14 protein-coding genes are annotated in these 18,859 nt (G+C 64.1%); 3 read left to right on the top strand and 11 right to left on the bottom strand.

The genetic code is table 11. From position 1 onward, the window contains the following. Window positions 1–99: 99 nt before the first annotated feature. Window positions 100–1,044, top strand: a complete 945-nt coding sequence (locus tag VR863_RS10325) for a hypothetical protein (RefSeq protein ID WP_324828383.1) — start codon at window positions 100–102, stop codon at window positions 1,042–1,044. Here the strand turns inward: VR863_RS10325 and VR863_RS10320 are convergent. From VR863_RS10320 to VR863_RS10310, 3 genes are read right to left on the bottom strand one after another with little or no spacing between them, the layout of a single operon-like run. Beyond that, complete coding sequence (locus tag VR863_RS10320) at window positions 1,038–2,426, bottom strand: O-antigen polymerase (RefSeq protein ID WP_324828382.1); 1,389 nt, start codon at window positions 2,424–2,426, stop codon at window positions 1,038–1,040. The genes VR863_RS10325 and VR863_RS10320 overlap by 7 nt on opposite strands. A gap of 42 nt (window positions 2,427–2,468) precedes the next feature. Next, entirely contained in the window at window positions 2,469–3,842 is a 1,374-nt protein-coding gene (locus VR863_RS10315) for a hypothetical protein (protein WP_324828381.1), read from the bottom strand. A 7-nt stretch (window positions 3,843–3,849) separates the two neighbouring features. After that, entirely contained in the window at window positions 3,850–4,158 is a 309-nt protein-coding gene (locus VR863_RS10310; protein WP_324828380.1) for a PilZ domain-containing protein, read from the bottom strand. A 125-nt stretch (window positions 4,159–4,283) separates the two neighbouring features. Between VR863_RS10310 and VR863_RS10305 the strand changes: the two genes are divergently transcribed. Both VR863_RS10305 and VR863_RS10300 read left to right on the top strand, forming a co-directional pair. Further along, window positions 4,284–5,312, top strand: a complete 1,029-nt coding sequence (locus VR863_RS10305; protein WP_324828379.1) for a LacI family DNA-binding transcriptional regulator — start codon at window positions 4,284–4,286, stop codon at window positions 5,310–5,312. Window positions 5,313–5,388: 76 nt separating this feature from the next. After that, a complete protein-coding gene (locus VR863_RS10300; RefSeq protein WP_324828378.1) occupies window positions 5,389–8,709 on the top strand; it encodes an amidohydrolase family protein in 3,321 nt (1,106 codons plus the stop codon). Window positions 8,710–8,741: 32 nt separating this feature from the next. Here the strand turns inward: VR863_RS10300 and VR863_RS10295 are convergent, their stop codons facing one another. From VR863_RS10295 to VR863_RS10260, 8 genes are all read right to left on the bottom strand, one after another. Continuing rightward, window positions 8,742–10,085, bottom strand: a complete 1,344-nt coding sequence (locus VR863_RS10295) for a methyl-accepting chemotaxis protein (RefSeq protein ID WP_324828377.1) — start codon at window positions 10,083–10,085, stop codon at window positions 8,742–8,744. A gap of 60 nt (window positions 10,086–10,145) precedes the next feature. Beyond that, entirely contained in the window at window positions 10,146–11,948 is a 1,803-nt protein-coding gene (locus VR863_RS10290; RefSeq protein ID WP_324828376.1) for a methyl-accepting chemotaxis protein, read from the bottom strand. Beyond that, the gene (locus VR863_RS10285) at window positions 11,945–13,477 is read right to left on the bottom strand and encodes a putative bifunctional diguanylate cyclase/phosphodiesterase (protein WP_324828375.1); all 1,533 of its coding nucleotides are present in this window, start codon (window positions 13,475–13,477) and stop codon (window positions 11,945–11,947) included. Before VR863_RS10285 ends, VR863_RS10290 begins: the two co-directional genes overlap by 4 nt. Before the next feature lie 121 nt (window positions 13,478–13,598). Next, a complete protein-coding gene (locus tag VR863_RS10280) occupies window positions 13,599–14,465 on the bottom strand; it encodes a CheR family methyltransferase (RefSeq protein WP_324828374.1) in 867 nt (288 codons plus the stop codon). Further along, window positions 14,456–15,547 carry a chemotaxis-specific protein-glutamate methyltransferase CheB gene (gene cheB, locus VR863_RS10275; protein ID WP_324828373.1) on the bottom strand — a complete coding sequence of 364 codons (1,092 nt, stop codon included), beginning with the start codon at window positions 15,545–15,547 and terminating at the stop codon, window positions 14,456–14,458. Before cheB ends, VR863_RS10280 begins: the two co-directional genes overlap by 10 nt. 11 nt (window positions 15,548–15,558) lie before the next feature. Beyond that, complete coding sequence (locus tag VR863_RS10270) at window positions 15,559–15,924, bottom strand: response regulator (protein WP_324828372.1); 366 nt, start codon at window positions 15,922–15,924, stop codon at window positions 15,559–15,561. A 56-nt stretch (window positions 15,925–15,980) separates the two neighbouring features. After that, window positions 15,981–16,415, bottom strand: a complete 435-nt coding sequence (locus VR863_RS10265; protein WP_324828371.1) for a chemotaxis protein CheW — start codon at window positions 16,413–16,415, stop codon at window positions 15,981–15,983. Further along, window positions 16,412–18,829: a chemotaxis protein CheA gene (locus VR863_RS10260; RefSeq protein WP_324828370.1), complete on the bottom strand. Its 2,418-nt coding sequence runs from the start codon at window positions 18,827–18,829 to the stop codon at window positions 16,412–16,414. The genes VR863_RS10265 and VR863_RS10260 overlap by 4 nt, the downstream gene beginning before the upstream one ends. Window positions 18,830–18,859 lie beyond the last annotated feature (30 nt).

Genomic DNA, 18,859 nt, shown 5'->3' with positions numbered 1-18,859 from the left:
CCAATTGACGCAAGCGTAACCCAGACGTGCGGCGGGCGCCAGTAGGTTGTTTTTTGCTACCTCTTGGCACCTTGCCGGGCCGGGGCTAACGCTGCGCCCATGTTGCCCCGCTTCCATGGATTGCTTGTCGTTCCGCCGGAGTCGGAGCGGATGGTGAACCTGGCTCCGGGTCACGATCCGCTCGACATTTACGTGCGATGCGCGGCGCTGAGTGGCCGTTCGTTTGCCCATTGGGGTTACGACTGGACGTTGGTGACCGACCGGGGGGATGTGGTCGCCGCGCGTTGCGATGCGCTGGGCATTACCGGTCTTCGCCTGCGCGAAGAGACGTTCACGCTCGATGTTCCGCAGCACCTTCCCTTCCGCTCGGCGCATTTCAAGCTGGAACTGATGGAAAAATTCGGCAGCGGCACCTTCGGGGACATGCCCGGGCTGGTCGATCTTGATGCCGTATGCCTCGCCCCCCTTCCTGCGGCTGTCCTGTCCGCACCAGGGCTGGCCGGTTACGATATGACCGCGGTCGCCACCTTCGGTCAGAATGAGAGGAAGGTGCGTGAAAGCCTCTCGACCCTGCGGGGCAAGCCGTCATCGGCGCAATGGTGGGGCGGCGAATTCGTGATGGGTTCCAGGGCCGCTTTTGCGAAGCTGGCGGATGCGTTCAAACCCATCTGGGACCGCTACGTGTCGGCAAGTGATAGTCTCGTCCATCTGGGCGATGAAATGGTCCTGACGGCTGGCTTGCAGGACTACTGCGAAGCGGGCGGGGCGATCATGGACGGCGGCGCAGCGGGCGCAATTGCCCGTTACTGGTCGGCGCGCACGGGACAGCAATTCCCCCCGTTCCGCCAGATCGAAGGCAGCGCCATCCTCCACCTGCCAGCGGACAAGCCCTTCCTTGCGTCGGCCTGCGATCCGCCCTTCGATCCGGAGGGCTTTCGCGATTCGTACCGTCGTTATCTCCGGCGGCGAATCGCGGTGAGGCAACTCGCCACATTTGCCGATAGGGTGCTTGGCAAGAAGGCGCAGTTTACCCCGCGCTATTGAGCCGCGCGTGCGGCCAGCGCCTTGCGGCGTGCCGCCGGGGTGTCAGCCGGTTGTTCGGGCATGGTCGCCCGGATGTGCGCCCGGCGCGGCTCTGCCCCGAACCGCGCAAAGGCCAGCGCCAGGATCAGCGGGCCCAGATAGAACGGCAACTGGCGCAGCAGGGTCAGCAGAATCCCGTCGCGCAGCACCGTGACCGAGGTGGCGATACCCAGCGCGTAGATCAGGCTGGCGACAGCGCCCGGCCGGTTCACCAGAAGCCGCGTGTACAACAGGCCATAGAGAAGCGCGAAAACCGCTGCCTGAATGACGATGCCGAGATAGCCGAACGACATCCACCCGGCACCGGGCAGCGAAATCGTCATCCCGATCGGCGTGCCGTAATCCCATAACTGGAAGAACTGGACCGGAGACCCGATCGGCTTGTCCTTCCACAGCGCGCGCGGAACCGGTTCGGTGAATATCTGCAGGTTGTGCGCGAAATAATCCCAGCTGCCGGTTCGCTGGGGCACCGCGTAAACGACGAATTCGAAATATTCGAGGTTGGCAAAATCCATATGCTCGAGCGGGTCGAGCTCGTAGCTCGACGTATAGGTGTCGTCCGAACCGGCACCCAGCAACCCCCTGACCGCGGCCCCGCGATCTTCCACCACCGCGTTGAAGGAAACCAGGCTGACCGCCGCCAGCAGCATGATCCGCCCATCGAACCAGGTGCGGTGCCGTTCGAGCATGTAGATGAAGGTCACTGCGGCAGCGGCAAAGATGAAGGAGCCGCGCCCACCCGATCCCAGCATCAGGATGCTGGCAGCGCCGAACACCATCCAGCCCGGAAAACGATAGCGAAACAGCCAGACGGCGAGCACCGCGAGCGGGGCGAGCATCAACGCCGAATCCGAGAACCAGCCGTTGCTTTCGATGTTGACCAGAATTCCCGTCGCCGCGTCGCGGGACATGGTCTGATACGGATCGACCCGGCGGGCCCAGTTGGCGATCTGTGCCGCGATTGCCAGCGGGCCGAGGATGATCGCGGCAAGCATGATCGGGCCTGCCAGGATGCCGCGGTACCGGTCAAACTCGTCGCGCGGGATCGGTGCCACCCTTTGGGATGCGACACGCACCGATACGAAGGTGAAAACCAGCATCGCCAGATTCGCGCCGAGGATGACCGTGATCTTGTCGGACATCGAAGGCTGGAAATCGTACACGCGGTACACGAGATCGAAGTCATAAAACCGAGCGAACAGCGGCCTGATTACGAAAATGAAGCCGTGAAAAGCGAGGTAGATCGTGGCCGGATGCAGCAGGCTCGCGGCCTGGTGACGCGAATACGCAAGGCACGTCGCGGCAAAAACGAGGCACGAGGCGATAAGCAGGAAATCGTACACGCGCGAAGCATGGCTGCGCGGTGTGGCTCACGCAAGGCGAGCTTACCCGCGATGCACCAGAAAACGCGCGAGCTGGGCAATATCGGCCACCCGTTCGCGGCTGACCAGCGCCCGCGCCAGCCCCTCGGTGTCCCAGCCCAGATGGCGCAGCGCGGCGCGCATGGCCGGCAGGGCCAGCATCAATTCCGCCGGAACCAGCATTGCCAGGATCGCGGGCAGGCCGAACCCGGCCACCGCCAGCGCCGCGGCACCTACCAGCGCGAGGATGGACGCGACGAGATAGCGGTTCGCCAGATGGACGTGGCCGTTATCCGCTGCGACGATCGCCTGGGGGGTGGTGCCAAGGGCGCGGATGGATCCCGATGCGAGCAGGACCAGCGCAATCGCCGGATCGAACTGGCTTTTCCCCGCGCTCAACACAGATTGGAGCCAGGGTCCGGCCGGAACGATCACCAGCGCGAACCCGATCGTCGCCGCCAGTGTCAGCGCGGTCATGGTGGCCAGTTGCCTGCGCTGGAATTCGCGTTTCCCGTCGCCCAGATAGCCCGCTTCGTTGAACTGGATCGTGTAGAGCACGGTCATGACCAGATCGATCGCCCGCACGATCACCCGCGTGGCGACAAATCCCGCCACCACCTGCGCGCCGAAGGCAAAGCCGACCAACAGGGTGTATCCCTGAAGGTTCAGCACATAGACCAGCGGCAGGATCATGAAGGCCAGCGACGGGCGAACCAGCTGGCGCAAGGTGGTGCGCAGCGCGATCCGGCCCGGCGCGAACAGGGCGGGGCTGGCGCGGAACGCCAGCACGGTCTGCAAACCCGTAATCGCCACGCGCAGGACCGCCAGCGACGCGGCGAGCAGCCCGAACGACTGGCTGGTGGTCACGCACGCGGCCAGCACGGCAATTTCCGCCAGGCTGGCGACGCTCTGGAACATGACGTGCTGCGGATATCGCCCACTGACCCTGAGCGGGACCAGCATCAGCGAAGACTGGCACACGGCCAGAACATAAATGCCAAGCCACAGCGCACAGGCGCGCAGCTCTGGCGCGCCGGTAAAACCCAGATCGCGTGCCAATTCGTCGGGAACGAGCAAGGCGAGGGCAGCCAGGCCGGCGGCCACCAGCAGGGTCGCCGAGGTGGCCCAGATCCAGCTCGCGCGGAACGCGGCACGCGCCTCGTCCCAGCGTTCCTCGCGTGCGGCGGCCAGCGCGGCGGTGCCGCCTGCGCCCGAAAATGCCTGTCCGGCCACGACGAAATAGGCGGGGAGGGCAAAGATCACCATCCATGTGCCGACCCGTGTGGCGGACCAGTAGGCGAACAGGATCGGCAGGGTCGCAAGTTGGACCACGATCCGCACGGCAATGCCCAGGAGATAGGATAAAATCGCCTGAAGCAGGCGGCGGTGCGCTGTCATCAACGGGTCAGTCGTCGTCGCGCTCGTCCATCTCGCGTACGATGTGCGCAAGGACACTGGGGTGCAGGGGCTGTTCGAACTGGCCGCCCACCGTGCTGCCTTCACGCCATTTCACAGCGGTCGGGATCGGGCCGATATTGCCCACCTTCACGTGAATCTGATCGCCGATCGGGAGGACGGAAAACTTGTCGAACAAGCGGCAACCATCGACCGATATGTCCTTGATCCAGACGTCTCTCGAGGCGCCGTGACGGGCACGATAACGGCCTGCGACCTGCACGGTGTGGCGTTCTTCGCGGCGGTTCTCGTTCGACATGGCCCTCTCGCAAACAGCATCTCTGTTAAACGCGTAAGGCAAGGCGGTGCAAGCTTCGCCTTCCCCTACTCGCATTCCGTCACAACCTCGGTTAGGGCTTGCGCCATAAGGAGAGCGGACGAGGGATGCCTAACAACGACAGGGACAAGGTGCGCCGCGTGACGTCGATCGACGTCGCGGAGCGTGCAGGGGTCAGTCAGTCCACCGTGAGCCGGGCCCTGTCGGGGTCCGAAACCATCACGGAAGCGACCCGGCGCCGGGTGGAACAGGCGGCGGCGGATCTCGGCTATTATGTCAACACGCGCGCCGCGGGCCTTCGCAAGGGCGAAACCGGCACGATTGCGATCGTCGTCATTGGCCGCGAGGGGCAGGGCGCTGCGGCGGTCAACCCGTTCTACTACAGCATGCTTGGCAGCACCTGCGCGGCCGCGGCCGAACGTGGGTACGAAGCGCTGGTATCCTTCCAGGCGCAGCCGGAGGATTTCTTCGGACATTATGTCGCACGGCGGCAGGCCGACGGGGTCGTCGTGATCGGCACCGCGACCAACCGGCCTGCGTGGGATTACTTTCGCGAATGCGCCCGGGAAACCGATGCGATCGCCTTCTGGGGTTCGCCGTTCGATGATTCTGTCTGGGTCCGCTCGGACAACCGCGAAGGCAGCCGCCTGGCAGTGGAACGCCTGGTGCGCGGCAAGGCGAGCAGGATCGTCTTCGTCGGCGATCCGGCATCTTCCCAGCGCCAGTTCAGCGAACGGTACGACGGCTATCGCATCGCGATGGAGGCCAGCGGGCTGGTCCCGCAGGACCCTGTGATCGGCAAGGGCGAGGATCGCGTGTCGCAAGGGCGCAACGCGATTGCCGCGCTGGTCGATCAGGGCGCCGATTTCGACGGACTGTTCTTTGCCTGTGACGCGATGGCGCTCGGTGCGCTGGAAGAAATGGCCACCCGCGGCATCGCGGTGCCGGGCGAGGTTGGCGTTATCGGCTTCGATGGCCTTGGCTCGGGCGAGTTCAGCAATCCCCCGCTGACCACGGTGGAACCAGACTTCGCGCTGGCCGGAAAGCTGTTGGTGGACACCGCGCTGGCCGGTTCGGGCGAGAAGCCGGAGCGGCGCGTGGCCGTGCGCCTCGTCGAACGATCGAGCATCGCCTGAACGGATCGACGAACGACATTTGCCAAGCGCGAGACCGGCTGCCTATCACGCGCGCAGACATTTCCAGGAGAATTCCATGAAAACGAGCATTGCCTCCGTCCTCGCGGTCCTTTTTGCAGGCCAGGCGGCCCTGGCGCAGCAACCCGCGCCCAGCCCCAATCCGGTCGAGGAACAGGAAGTCGATGCCTCGAAGGACAATGGCCCGGCCGAAGGTTCGGGCATTGCCGTTTTTGCGGCACCGGCAACCCCGACCGCGTCGACCGATGCGGAAGACGCCTGGGACATAACGGCGCCGCGGGGCGCGACCATTCGCCAGGTGCCGATCCGCACGGATGAAGGCACCTGGATGGACGTGGATGTCTCGCCCGATGGGCGCACGCTGGCGTTCGCGCTGCTGGGCGACATTTACACCATGCCCGTTTCCGGCGGCACGCCGACCCGCATCGCCGAAGGGCTTGCCTGGGAAATCCAGCCGCGCTTTTCGCCCGATGGCCGCCGCATCGCCTTCACGTCGGACCGCGCCGGTGGGGACAACATCTGGGTGATGAACGCCGACGGTTCGGACAAGAAGCAGGTGACCAAGGAAGATTTCCGCCTGCTCAACCAGCCGAGCTGGTCGCCCGATGGCAAGTACATCGCCGCCAAGAAGCATTTCACCACGCAGCGCAGCGCGGGCACAGGCGAAATCTGGCTGTATCATGTGTCCGGTGGCGGCGGGGTGAAACTGGTCGCGCGCGAAAGTGAAACGGCGCAGAAGGAACTGGGCGAACCGACCTACGCGCCTGGCGGCGACGCGGTGTATTACACCCGTAACGTGACGTCCGGCCCGATCTTCGAATACGCGCAGGATTCCACGCAAGGCACGTTCGCGATCGAACGCTACGACCTGGCCACAACCGAGGTGACAACCGTTGCCAACGGGTTCGGCGGTGCCGTGCGCCCGTCGCCTTCGCCCGACGGCAAGAGCCTGGCCTTCATTCGCCGCGACAAGGACCAGACCGAGCTGTGGGTCAAGGATCTGTCGAGCGGGGTCGAACGGATGATCTACGCCGATCTCGATCTCGACATGCAGGAAACCTGGGCCGTTTACGGCTTCTATCCGCTGATGGACTGGATGCCCGACGGTTCGGCGCTGGTGGCGTGGGCGGGTGGCAAGTTGCGCCGCATCGCTGCCGACGGCAGCAGAGCGACCGTCATCCCCTTCCGTGTCGACGATACGCGCGGCGTGGCCGATGCGCCGCACCCTGTGATCCCGGTGGGCGGGGACAGCTTCACCGCCCAGATCCCGCGCTTTGCCAGCGTGTCGCCCGATGGCCGTTCGGTCGTGTTCGAAAGCCTCGGCAAGCTTTACACCAAGGCGCTGGCGGGCGGGGATGCGCGCCGGTTGTTCGCGGACGGCGCGGATGCCCTCGAACTGTGGCCCAGCTGGTCGCGCGACGGCAAGCGGATCACCTTCGTGCGCTGGACCGATGCCGGGTTGGCGCAGGTCATGGTCGCCGACGCAAACGGCCGCAACGCCCGCGCCGTCACCAGCCAGCGCGGCCATTACGCCGTGCCGCATTTTTCGCCCGACGGGCGCACCATCGTCTTTGAAAAACGTTCGGGCGGGTATCTCACATCGCCGGCGTATTCGGAAAACGAAGGCGTTTATTCCGTCCCTGTGGCAGGCGGCGCACCGCAACTGATCGCTCGTGATACGTCCGAACCCCAGTTCGGCGCGGACAACGACCGGGTTTTCATGCTCGGGCGCTCGGGTGGCAAGCTGCAGCTGCTCTCGGCCGATCTCGATGGGGACAAGCGCCAGGTTCATGCCGAAGGCGAACTGGTCAACGGTTACAGCGTCAGCCCGGCTGGCGACATGCTGGCGTTCCGCGAAAATTACGAGGTTTTCGTAACGCCGCTCATGCCCGGCGGGCAGGCGGTGACGCTGGGCGAGAAGGCCAGTTCGATGCCGGTGACCCGCGCCAGCAAGGGCGGGGCCGATTACGTCGGCTGGACCGATAACGGGCGCACTCTCACGTGGTCGATGGGCCCCACGCTGTTCCGCGCCACCACGTCAGCCATGTTCGCGGATGCCCCGAAGGCCAAGGACGCACCCAAGTTCGTGCCGCCGGTAACGGGTATTTCGCTTGCGCGCACGGTCAGCGCGGACAAGCCGAACGGCACCGTGGTTCTCACCGGTGCACGCATCCTGAGCATGTCCGGCGAAGGCGCCGGCGCGATCGAAAACGGCACCATCGTGATCACCGGGGACCGCATCGCCGCCATCGGCCCCGCATCCAGCGTGGCCGTGCCCGCGGGTGCCCGCGTGATCGATGCGACCGGCAAGACGATCATGCCGGGCCTGGTCGATGCCCACGCGCATGGCGCACAGGGGCAGGGCGATCTGGTGCCGCAGCAGAACTGGTCGCTCGTCCAGAACCTGGCGATGGGCACGACCACGCTGCACGATCCATCATCCAGCGCCAGCATGATCTTTTCCGCATCAGAACGGCAAAGGGCCGGATCGATGCTTGCGCCGCGCATCTTTTCGACCGGGGAGATCATCTACGGGGCCAAGGCGCCATCGGTCTATGCCCGCATCGACGGATATGACGACGCGCTGGCCCATGTGCGCCGGATCAAGGCGCAGGGCGGGGTGTCGGTGAAAAACTACAACCAGCCCCGCCGGGAACAGCGCCAGCAGGTCGTGGCGGCCGCGCGCGCCGAGAACATGCTGGTAGTGGCCGAAGGCGGTTCACTTTTCGGCATGGACATGAACTTGATCGCCGATGGCAATTCCACGGTCGAACACAATGTTCCGGTCGAACGTTTCTACGAAGACGTGCTGCAGTTCTGGGGCGGTTCGCAGACCAACAACACGCCCACGCTGGTGGTGACTTACGGCGGTCTGGCGGGCGACCCCTACTGGCGCCAGGCCACGGACGTGTTCGACAATCCGCTGATGGTGCACACCCCGCCGCGCCAGTTGATCGCCGAGACCGCCCGGCGCGTCACCGCGCCGGAATGGGCGTTTGTCGATGATGACGCAGCGCGTGAGGCAAGGAAGCTGGCCGAACGCGGCGTGAAAATCAGCATCGGCGCCCACGGCCAGCAGGCCGGTGTGGGGCCGCATTGGGAACTGTGGAGCTTCGTGCGCGGCGGCATGACGCCGGTCGAGGCGCTGCGCGCCGGGACAATCGCGTCTGCCCAGTCGCTGGGCATGGAGCGCGATATCGGCAGCCTCGAGGTGGGCAAGCTTGCCGACCTGCTGGTGCTGACGGCCGATCCGAGCGCGGATATCCGCAATTCGGATGGCATCGAACGCGTGATGCTGGGGGGACGCCTGTATGACGCGAAGACGATGAACGAGGTGGAAACGGGCAACGCGCGCCGTATTCCCTATTGGTGGGAATAGGCCGTTTCAAACCTCGGGCCGGACGGCGCTGACTAGCCCGCGCGGACCTGGCCGAGGAACGCCTGCACCTTGTTCCGCAACACTTCGGCCTGCCCCTCGAGGGCTTCGGCCGAACTGAGCACCTGGCTCGCCGCGGCACCCGTGGCGAGCGAGGTTTCGCGCACCTCGGCAATGCTTCCCGACACTTCATCGGTGGAACGGGCAGCAAGATCGATGCTGCGGGCAAGATCCTGTCCGGCGACCGACTGCTGATCGACCGCGCTGGCTATGGATACAGCGGTGCTTTCAAGTTCGCGGATCTGTCCGGCGATGGATCGCAGCGCGCCCACGCTGGCACCGGTGGAATCCTGCATCTCGCGGATTTGCTGGGCGACTTCCTCGGTCGCGCGGCTGGTCTGGGCGGCCAGTTCCTTCACTTCGCTGGCAACCACGGCAAAGCTGCGGCCCGCTTCGCCGCCGCGCGCCGCTTCGATGGACGCGTTGAGGGCAAGAAGATTGGTGCGTTTGGCGATCGACTGGATCAGTTCGACGATCTGGCCGACCTGATCGGCCGACATGGCAAGGGCTGAGATCGTCGCGTCGGCGCCGGTGGCGGTTTCGGTGGCCTTGCGGGCAAGTTCCGCCGAATGCGCGGCCTGGCGGCTGATTTCGCCGATCGACATGGCAAATTCGTCCGATGCGGCAGCCGCGGCGGTCGCGCCCTGCGATGCCTGGTCCATCGAATGGATTACCTGTTCGGACTGGCTTGTCCCCTGATTGGCCGTGGAGGCCATGCTCGAGGCGGTGGTTTTCAGCTGGCTGGATGCCGCGGCCACGCTGCCAACGACTTCGCCCACGCTTGCATCGAAATCGCTGGCAAGCCGCATCAGCTCGTCCTTGCGCTTCTGTTCCGATGCCTTGCGCCCGGTAAACAGCTCGTCGAGCTTGTGACCGGACTTGAGGAAGGTTTCGAGCGAGCGGGCAAGGTCGCCGATTTCGTCGGGACGTCCCGTTCCCGAAAGGTCGATATCGCGCGAACCCTGCGCGAGCCGGGTCATTTCGCGGGTGATGAGGATAAACGGGGCAACCACCTGCTTCAGGATGAACTGAAGGCTGGCCAGGCCCGCCACCAGGCTGATCCCGGCAATCACGATAATCGCGGTGCGGGCGAAGGGCAGCATCGACGGGTCGGAAAAGCCCAGCAGGGCAAGGCATGAAATCAGGGTCAGCCCGCCGAGCGAAAAGGCCGAGGCGATCTTGGCCTTCGCGGTCAGCGAACGGCCCATGAACCAATTGCCCAGTGTGGATTTTTCCGCCTCGCTGGAAGCGGTGACGACCTCGACATCGCGAATTTCGCGGATCATTTCAGGAGTCAGAAAATTCGACTGCGCATTCATGGCCGGTACGTTCCCTCTTAACCCGGCATCAACCTTACGAGGAAACTGTTTTAAATCAGGTTAAGCTGCCCGGACGTGTCGCAGGAAAGCATCGACCTGCGCCTTCAAAGTTCCCGCCTGGCTTTCAAGTTCGTCTGCCGACGTGACCACCTGGCTGGCGGCTGCACCCGCCGCGAGCGACGTTTCGCGCACCTTTTCGATGCTGCCCGACACTTCATCGGTGGAACGGGCAGCAAGATCGATGCTGCGGGCAAGGTCCTGTCCGGCGACCGACTGCTGATCGACCGCGCTGGCTATGGATACGGCGGTGCTTTCAAGTTCGCGGATCTGGCCGGCGATGGATCGCAGCGCGCCCACGCTGGCTCCGGTGGAATCCTGCATCTCGCGGATTTGCTGGGCGACTTCCTCGGTCGCGCGGCTGGTCTGGGCGGCCAGTTCCTTCACTTCGCTGGCAACCACGGCAAAGCTGCGGCCCGCTTCGCCGCCGCGCGCCGCTTCGATGGACGCGTTGAGGGCAAGAAGATTGGTGCGTTTGGCGATCGACTGGATCAGTTCGACGATCTGGCCGACCTGATCGGCCGACATGGCAAGGGCTGAGATCGTCGCGTCGGCGCCGGTGGCGGTTTCGGTGGCCTTGCGGGCAAGTTCCGCCGAATGCGCGGCCTGGCGGCTGATCTCGCCGATCGACATGGCAAATTCGTCCGATGCGGCAGCCGCGGCGGTCGCGCCCTGCGATGCCTGGTCCATCGATTCCCCGACCAGTCGCGATTGGTCGCTCGCTTCTTCGGCAGCGTTGGCCATCGAAGTGGCGGTGCCGTGGAGCTGAGTCGACGCGGCCGCCACGCTGTTCACCACTTCGCCCACGGTTTGTTCGAACCGTTCTGCGATGTGCGCCATCTGCTTGCCGCGTTGCGCGCGCATGGCGGCGCGTTCGTTGCTCATCTTCTCGAAATGCCAGGCGGCCTGATGGAAAACCTCCAGCGCCCGGGCCAGATTGCCGATTTCGTCGGGCCGGTCGGTGGCGGGGATGTGGATGCCCTTTTCGCCCGCGGCAAGGCGGCTGGCCACGCCGGTCATCTCTCCCAACGTACCCGAGACGTCGCGCGCCAGAAAACGCGTGCTCGATACGATCAGCGCGATGCCGATCCCTGCGACAAGGATGAAAGCGGCAAACAGCCATTTCACGACCGTCTGGGAATGAAGGTCCGAGGCCTGCGCTATCGCGTCGAGCCGAACCCGTGTTGCGCGGGCCTGTGCGACGAATTCCCCTCCGTCGACATACATTCTATCGGAAAACGCCTGCCGTTGCGCGGCCGAACCATTAGGCCGCTGCGCGGCTTCGACCTGCACGGTCATCGCCACCAGTCGGGCGTCGAGATCCTGCACGGCCGGAACGAGTTCAGGGGCGACCGCGCGGGCATCAGCTTCCACCTGCTTCAGCATCCGGTCTGCCTGCTTGAACGCATCGTTGGCGGCGCCAAGGGCGTTGGCGTCACCGGTCGCCGTATATTGCTGGGCGAACAGCCGGGCTTCGTTCGTCAATGCGATTGCGCGGGTCGAACTGACCATGGCATCGGAAAGTGTCATCCTCTCCTGACGCATTTCCAGCGCGGTGTATCCGCCGATCAGGGTGGACAGCAGCACCAGCAGCACCGCGGCGATATTGGCAGTCGCGATTGCCTGCAGCTTCCCGCCGACGGATCTGGACGCCAGCCATCCCCTGATCCCGCGCGCCGCCTGCACCGGTCTGTCGCCAGCCGACGGGCTGAAATCCGCGTGGTCCGGGTCGTTTGCCAGAACTGCGTCAGGCGTCACTTCGTAGTCGGCGGTAACGCCGTTCGTCATGTCGGAAAGAGCGCTCATGCGACCTTGGTAGTCCTTAATTCTCGGGTAGTGGCGATATCGACCGGCTGGCCAAGGTGCTGGGCGATTTCATCGGCCGGCATCGCCTTGAAGTAGAGCCAGCCCTGGATCTGATCGCAACCGGCGGCGCGAACCATGTCTGCCTGTTCCTGGGTTTCCACGCCTTCGGCCGTCACGCTCATTTTCATCGCGCGGGCGACCGTGATGCTCGACAGCATCATGGCACGGCTGCCGTCGTCTTCGCCGGCCTGGACAACCAGGCTGCGGTCGATCTTCAGTTTTTCGAACCGGAACTGGCGCAGGAAACCGATCGAGGCATAGCCGGTGCCGAAATCGTCGAGCGCCACCTTGACCCCGAAGCCGCGGATGAGCGCGAGGCTACGTTCGGCGACCACCGGATCGAGCACGAGGCAGGTTTCGGTGATCTCCAGTTCGAGTCGTTCGGGATCGAACCCGGTTTCCTCGAGGATATGGCCGAGGTGGATCGGAAATTCGGGGTTGCGAAGCTGGGCTGCGGAAATGTTTACCGACAGCGTGATGCCGTCCCAATCCATCGCATCGCAGCACGCCTGTCGCAAAACCCACAGCCCGATCGCGTTGATCAGGCCGCTTTCTTCGGCCACGGGAATGAAGATGTGCGGGCCGATCGGCTTGCCATCCGGGCGGGCCCAGCGAAGCAGGCATTCGACCGCCACGACCTTGCGGGTCATGGTGTCCACCAGCGGCTGATAGTTCAGGCGAAATTCGTCATTGGCCAGCGCCGAACGAAGTTCGTCGTCCATTTCCTTGAACTGTTCGCGGCTCTTGTCGAAGGCTTTCGTGAACCAGGTGCAGCGCATCTTGCCGCCGTTTTTCGACGCATACATGGCCACATCGGCGCGGCGCAGCATTTCCGAGGACGACATGTCTTCACCCGCCCCCTTGCGCGACAGGCCGATGCTTGCACCTAGCGTCAGGCGGCGATCGTCGACCTGGAGCGGTTTGGCGAGGCGTTCGATAACGCGCCGGCACAAACCTTCGAGAAGGGTGCCCGCAAGCGGACCCGACGCGAACAGCGCGAATTCGTCACCCCCCAGGCGGTAAACGCGCGCTTCGTCCTGCGAAATTTCGGTCAGGGTTCTGGCGCATTCCATGATTGCGGCATCGCCCACGAAATGTCCGTAATGGTCGTTGACCTGCTTGAACCCGTCGAGATCCATCAGCGCGAGCGCGATTTCCTGGCGGCTGCCGGCATCATGCTGGATATCGTAATGCAACGCGCGGCGGTTGGGAAGCTGGGTCAGGCTGTCTGAGTGGCGCAGATGGTCCAGCTCGCGCAGGTAGGCCACGGCACGAAACGCTAGGTAGGTGACGGTAATCGCGAAGATGATCGACCCGGTCGTCAGCACTGCAACGGGCGAGATCACGCCCGTCGACTTGGCAAGCTGCGCGATAGCGAGCGAGGACAGGAAAATCAGCGCAAGGACGACGATCGGGCCGAGCACAACGGCACGGTAGTCGCCACCGGCTTTGCCTTCCCTAGTCGTCACGAATGCCCCCGATCGGTATGATTTTCTCAGTCTAAGCGGTCTTCCCTATCGGACTATTCGCTAAGGAATCCTGAAGGGCCCGTTTACTGTCTGCGATGGCTGCGGCGCTGGAAGGTGGCGTCTATCCCGCGGCCGCGGCCACCCGCGGACTTGCTGCGACGCGCGAGGCGACCGAAGTGGGCCTGTATATCGACGAACCCCATTCGGTCGGGCCAAACCTTTCGGTCTGGCCGATCACCGATTCGCCTGCACCCATCATCAACCAGCCATCGGTGGCCGTGGCCCCTGCCAGCCGGTCGAAGGCGGAGCGCCGAACCGAGGGATCGAAATAGAGCAGCACGTTGCGGCACAGCACGAGATCGAACCGGCCGGGAGAAGGCGGGAAATCGAGGATGCTGTGCTGCTGAAACCGCGTCATCGCGCAGATCCGGTCGCTGGCCTGCCATCCGCGCGGGGTTTCGCTGAAGAAGTTCAGCATCTGCGCCACGGAGATGCCGCGCTGGATTTCGAACTGGGTGTAACAGCCTGTCTTGGCGGTCGCGATTGCCTTGCCCGAAACATCGGTCCCGAGGATGTCGATATCCCAATCCTGCCAGCGCCCGGGCTGTTCGCAAAACAGCATCGCCAGGCTGAGCGCCTCTTGACCCGTGGAACAGCCGGCGGACCAGATCGACAGTTTCTTCGTTGCCTGACGCTTGCGGGCAAGGTCGGGCAGAACCTGGTTGGCCAGGGTGGTGTAATAGACGTGATCGCGGAAGAAATAGGTTTCGTTGTTCAGCAAGGCCTCGACAACCTTGGTCGCCAGGTGGTGTTCGCCAGGGCGTTCCAACATGCAGGCGAGTTGGTCGGTGTTGTCGATTCCCAGTTCGCGAAACAGGCCCGCAAGGGCGGTGGATACGCGCCAGCGGCGGCTTTCTGTCAGTTGCTGTCCGGTCCGCTGCGCCAGCAGATCGGCGATAATCTTGTGGGACGCCTCGTTCACGTCCATGCGCTGGCTCCCGCGCTTGCCAGGACCCGCTCGGCAAGGCCTTCTGGCGGCAGGACCGCCGCAGCCAGTCCGCTTTCGGTCACCGCACGGGGCATTCCCCAAACGGCGCAGGTTTCGGCGTTTTGCGCGTATATCGTGCCGCCTGCTGCGGCAATCGCCTGCGCGCCATCGGTGCCGTCGCGTCCCATTCCCGACAGCAGGACGCCCGCGACGCGGCCTTCGCAAGCTTCGGCAAGGGTTTCGAACATCGGATCGACGGACGGCATGCAGCCGCTCTTGACCGGGTGATAGGCAAGCCCGGTGAGCAGGCGCGTGCCGGATTTGCGAACCACCATGTGTCCGCGTCCCGGCGCGATAACGATCGTGCCGCGGCGAATTTCGACGCCTTCGTCGGCCAGCACCGCTTCGCGGCCCGCAGCCATTTCCATCTGTTTTGCGAACACCGGAATGAAGCTGTCGGGCAGGTGCTGGGTAATCAGGATCGGAAGGTCGAAATTCCTGGGCACCTTGCGCAGAAACAGGTTCAATGCGTGAATTCCGCCGGTCGATGCGCCGATGGCGATCACCTCGGGGCGCTTGCCCATGATGCGGGGCGAGGCGGGCACTTTTGCCGGAGCCTCGGGTGCAGGCATGTCCTTGCCGGCCAGCGCGCGTATCTTGCCGAGCAACGTGTCGCGGTAATCGTCGTTGAAGCCGCCCGGTCGCGGCTTGAGCATCGTGTCCGCAGCGCCGAGCGCCAGCGCCTTGACCGTGTGTTCGGCGCCGTCGGCGGTTAGCGAGGAAATCACCAGGACCTGCGCCTTGGGCGCCGCCTTCAGGATCTTCGGCAGCGCTTCGATGCCGCCCATGCCGGGCATTTCGAGGTCGAGCAATATGACATCGACCTGGTGCAGGCCGAGTTCGTCGAGGCCGCGTTCGGCGCTGTTTGCCGAGGCGACGATCGCCATGTCCGGCTCTTTCTGGATCATGCGCGTGAAGACGGTTCGCACGGTAAGCGAATCGTCCACGATCATGACGCGCACGGTCCCGGGATAAACCGTGACGAGGGGGTCGATCCGCTTGGTCTGGAGCACAGCCGCCATCGTCAGGCCCTTCAGGCCATGCCGACGAGCTGGAGTTTGATCTGGAGTGTTTCGTGATCGAACGGCTTCATCACATATTCGTCCGCACCGGCGCTGATCGCTTCGCGGATATGCGCGACATCGTTTTCGGTGGTGCAGAACACGACCTTGGGCTTGTCGCCGCCGTCACGCTGGCGCAGCTGGGTGATGAATTCGATGCCTGTCATGACAGGCATGTTCCAGTCCAGCAGGACCACGTCCGGCATGGATTCCATGCAGCGATTGAGGCCTTCCTGGCCGTTTTCCGCTTCTTCCACGGCAAAGCCGAGGGTTTCGAGGATGTGCCGCGAAACTTTGCGGATAACGCGCGAATCGTCGACGATTAGGCAGGTTTTCATACGGTGTGACCTCTTATTCTTCTGGCCGGTAATACCTGCCGACCGTAACTATTCGCTTAAGCTGCTTCTGCGATGGGCCCTGCAACGAGGGATTCTATATCGACCAGGAGGGTCGGGCCGCCTTCGGTTTCGACCATTCCGCAGGCGGCATTCTGCCAGCCTGAACCGAACCCGCCTGGCACCGCGACAGGTGTGCCCAGCGATTCGCCAACGTCGTAGGCATCGTCGAGCAGCAGGGCATAAAGGTGCCCATCCACCTCGATGACGGCGGCACGCTGGCCGGGCGTGGCACCCGCGCTGTCGAGACCCAGCGCCAGCGCGCAGTCGACCACGGTCAGCGCCTGGCTGCGCAGTGCGGTCAGACCACAAATGAAATCGGGCGAGCCGGGAATGGGAGTGATCTCGTCGATCTCGATGACCGACTGGACCCGGATGGCGGATATTGCCGCGCGGCGCCCTGCGATCATGCACATCAGCAACAGTTCGGTCATGCGGTCTTCCCCAGTCGGGCCTGTTTGAGCGCGGCGAGCAGCGCATCGCGGTCATAGCGGTAGATTGCGTCATTCCCGGCGCTGGCGCCTTCGGGGTCCTGGCACAGGCGGATGACGTTGCGGGCCGCAGCGGGCTCCTGCACTTCTTCCTCGGCAAGCAGGATGGCCACGTCGGCGTGGTCGTCATCGTCGGTTGCCACGCGGTATCCGGCAGCCTCGACCAGCGGTTCGAGGATCGTGCGCGCCCATTCGCTGTCGCGCGGGATGCGGCAGGACAGCGGGGCCTGTTTGCGGCGGGGTGTAGCGTGGGCCGCGAAAAGCGCGTGACCGTCGAGAACCGGCACCGTGCGGTCGTCGATCAGGGTGACGCCTTCGATCGAAGGGTCATCGCTGGTCGGCATGATCTCGCCGACCATCTCCGCCGCGTCGAGCACTTCGCCCACGGCATAGACCAATTCGCTCTCGCCATCCGAAAGACGCAGAAGGCGGCATTTTTCCTCGGGCAGGCGGCCATATTCGAGGCCGACAAGCGTCAGGATCTCGCCATCGATGACGGCCTGTGCGCGGCTTCCGTCGATATCGATCGCTTCGCGCGACACGGTGTCGATGCGGCGAACCATGTCGAGGCGCACGGCGCGACGGCGTCCGTCCAGACCGGCAAACAGCATGATCGGAACGGTCTTGCGCTGTTCGACCTTCTTCTCTTCCTCGATCGGTTTCGCGAGGCCGCGACCTTCGGTGACGAGCTTGCGCTTGAGCGCGATGCTGGGGAGATCGAGCAGCATCATCGGGCGCCCGTCATCCAGCAGCGTCGTCCCGGCATAAAGGCGCGTTTCCATTACCGCCGGGGCAATGGGCTTCACCACCACGTCTTCGTGATCGTACACGCGGTCGACGGCGAGAGCGAAAACATCGTCTGTTGCAAGGCGGATCAGGATCAGCGTCTTGGCTTCCCATTCGACATCGCAATTGTCCTCGGTGCCGAGGATGTCGCCAAGCGCCAGGCACGGCACGCGCTTGCCCCGGAACGTGACAAGTCGGCGTTCGCCGGCCTGGGCAAATTCGACGTTGGCGCTGTTGCCGAAGACGATTTCCTCGACGTAGCTGCGCGGAATGGCATAGCGCTGGCCGCTGCATCCGACCGTAAGCGCGGCGATGATGCTGAGCGTGAGGGGCAGCTTGAGGTGGAAACTGGTGCCGTCCCCCGGCTTGCTCACCAGGTCGATCGAGCCGCCGACACGTTCGATATTGGCCCGGACAACATCCATCCCGACGCCGCGGCCCGAAACCGAACTGACGGTATCGGCAGTGGACAGGCCGGGTTCGAAGATGAGGTGTTGCTTGCGCCGTTCGGACATCTGATTGACTTCGGCTTGGGAATAGATGCCCGCCGAGACGGCCTTGGCCGCCAGCCGTTCGCAATCGATCCCGCGCCCGTCATCCGAGATCACCAGGCTGATTTCGTTGCCCGACTGGCGGGCGGAGAATCGCAGCAAGCCGATTTCGCGCTTGTCGTTCTTCATGCGCTCGCCTGGACCTTCGATGCCGTGGTCGATCGCGTTACGGATGATATGGGTCAGCGGATCGCGGACCATTTCGATCATTTCGCGGTCCAGTTCGACCTCGCCGCCTTCGAAATCGACCATCACCTGCTTGCCGAGTTCGTTCGACAGATCGCGGACCAGCCGCGGTAGCGAGGTGAACAGATGTTCCAGCCGCTGCATCCGCATACGTGTGATCGACGTGCGCACGTCGGCAAGGATCGCGGAGAGGCGTTCGAAAGGGCCGTCGATGGTCGGCTGTTCGCCCGCTTCACGCAGGCGCCGGGCCAGATCGTTGCGGGCCAGAACCATGTCCGACACGCCCTTCATCACTTCATCCAGAAGTTCGACGGGGAGGCGGATGGAGCGGTGCACGGTGTTGGCGCGTGCCGATTTGGCGGGCCCTTGGTCTTCGTCCCCGATGGGCGCATCGGCGGCGGTATCGACTTCGTCGTGATCAGCGCTTTCCAGGGCGCTCTGAACGGCGCTGGAAACCTCGATTTCCTCGCCCGACTGGACGGCGGCGATCAAGTCCTCGTCGCCCCCACCGGCATAATCCTCGCCGGCTTCGATGGCATCGTTCATGTCGCCGATGCGGTCGATGATGGCGAGGACGGCGGAAACCAGCCCGCTGTCCGCCTGGCGGCGGCCCGCCCGGCATTCCGACAGGGCATCTTCAGCCGCGTGGCTGAGCTTTTCCAGCCGCGGAAAATCGAAAAAGCCGCAATTGCCCTTCACGGTGTGGACGAAGCGGAAAATGGTGTCGAGGCGGGCCTTGTCCGACGGATCGGCTTCCCATGCGACGATTTCACCCCCGAGTGCCTCGAGCATCTCGCGAGTTTCGGCGACGAAGTCCGCCAGAAGGTCATCCATGGTTACTTGCCCCTGATACGATCGGGACAA

Origin of the sequence: Qipengyuania zhejiangensis, from assembly GCF_035607565.1 — a bacterium.
GTDB lineage: Bacteria > Pseudomonadota > Alphaproteobacteria > Sphingomonadales > Sphingomonadaceae > Qipengyuania > Qipengyuania zhejiangensis.
Note: the sequence above shows the minus strand (reverse complement) of the source record. Positions and strands in the feature narration are given on the sequence as shown.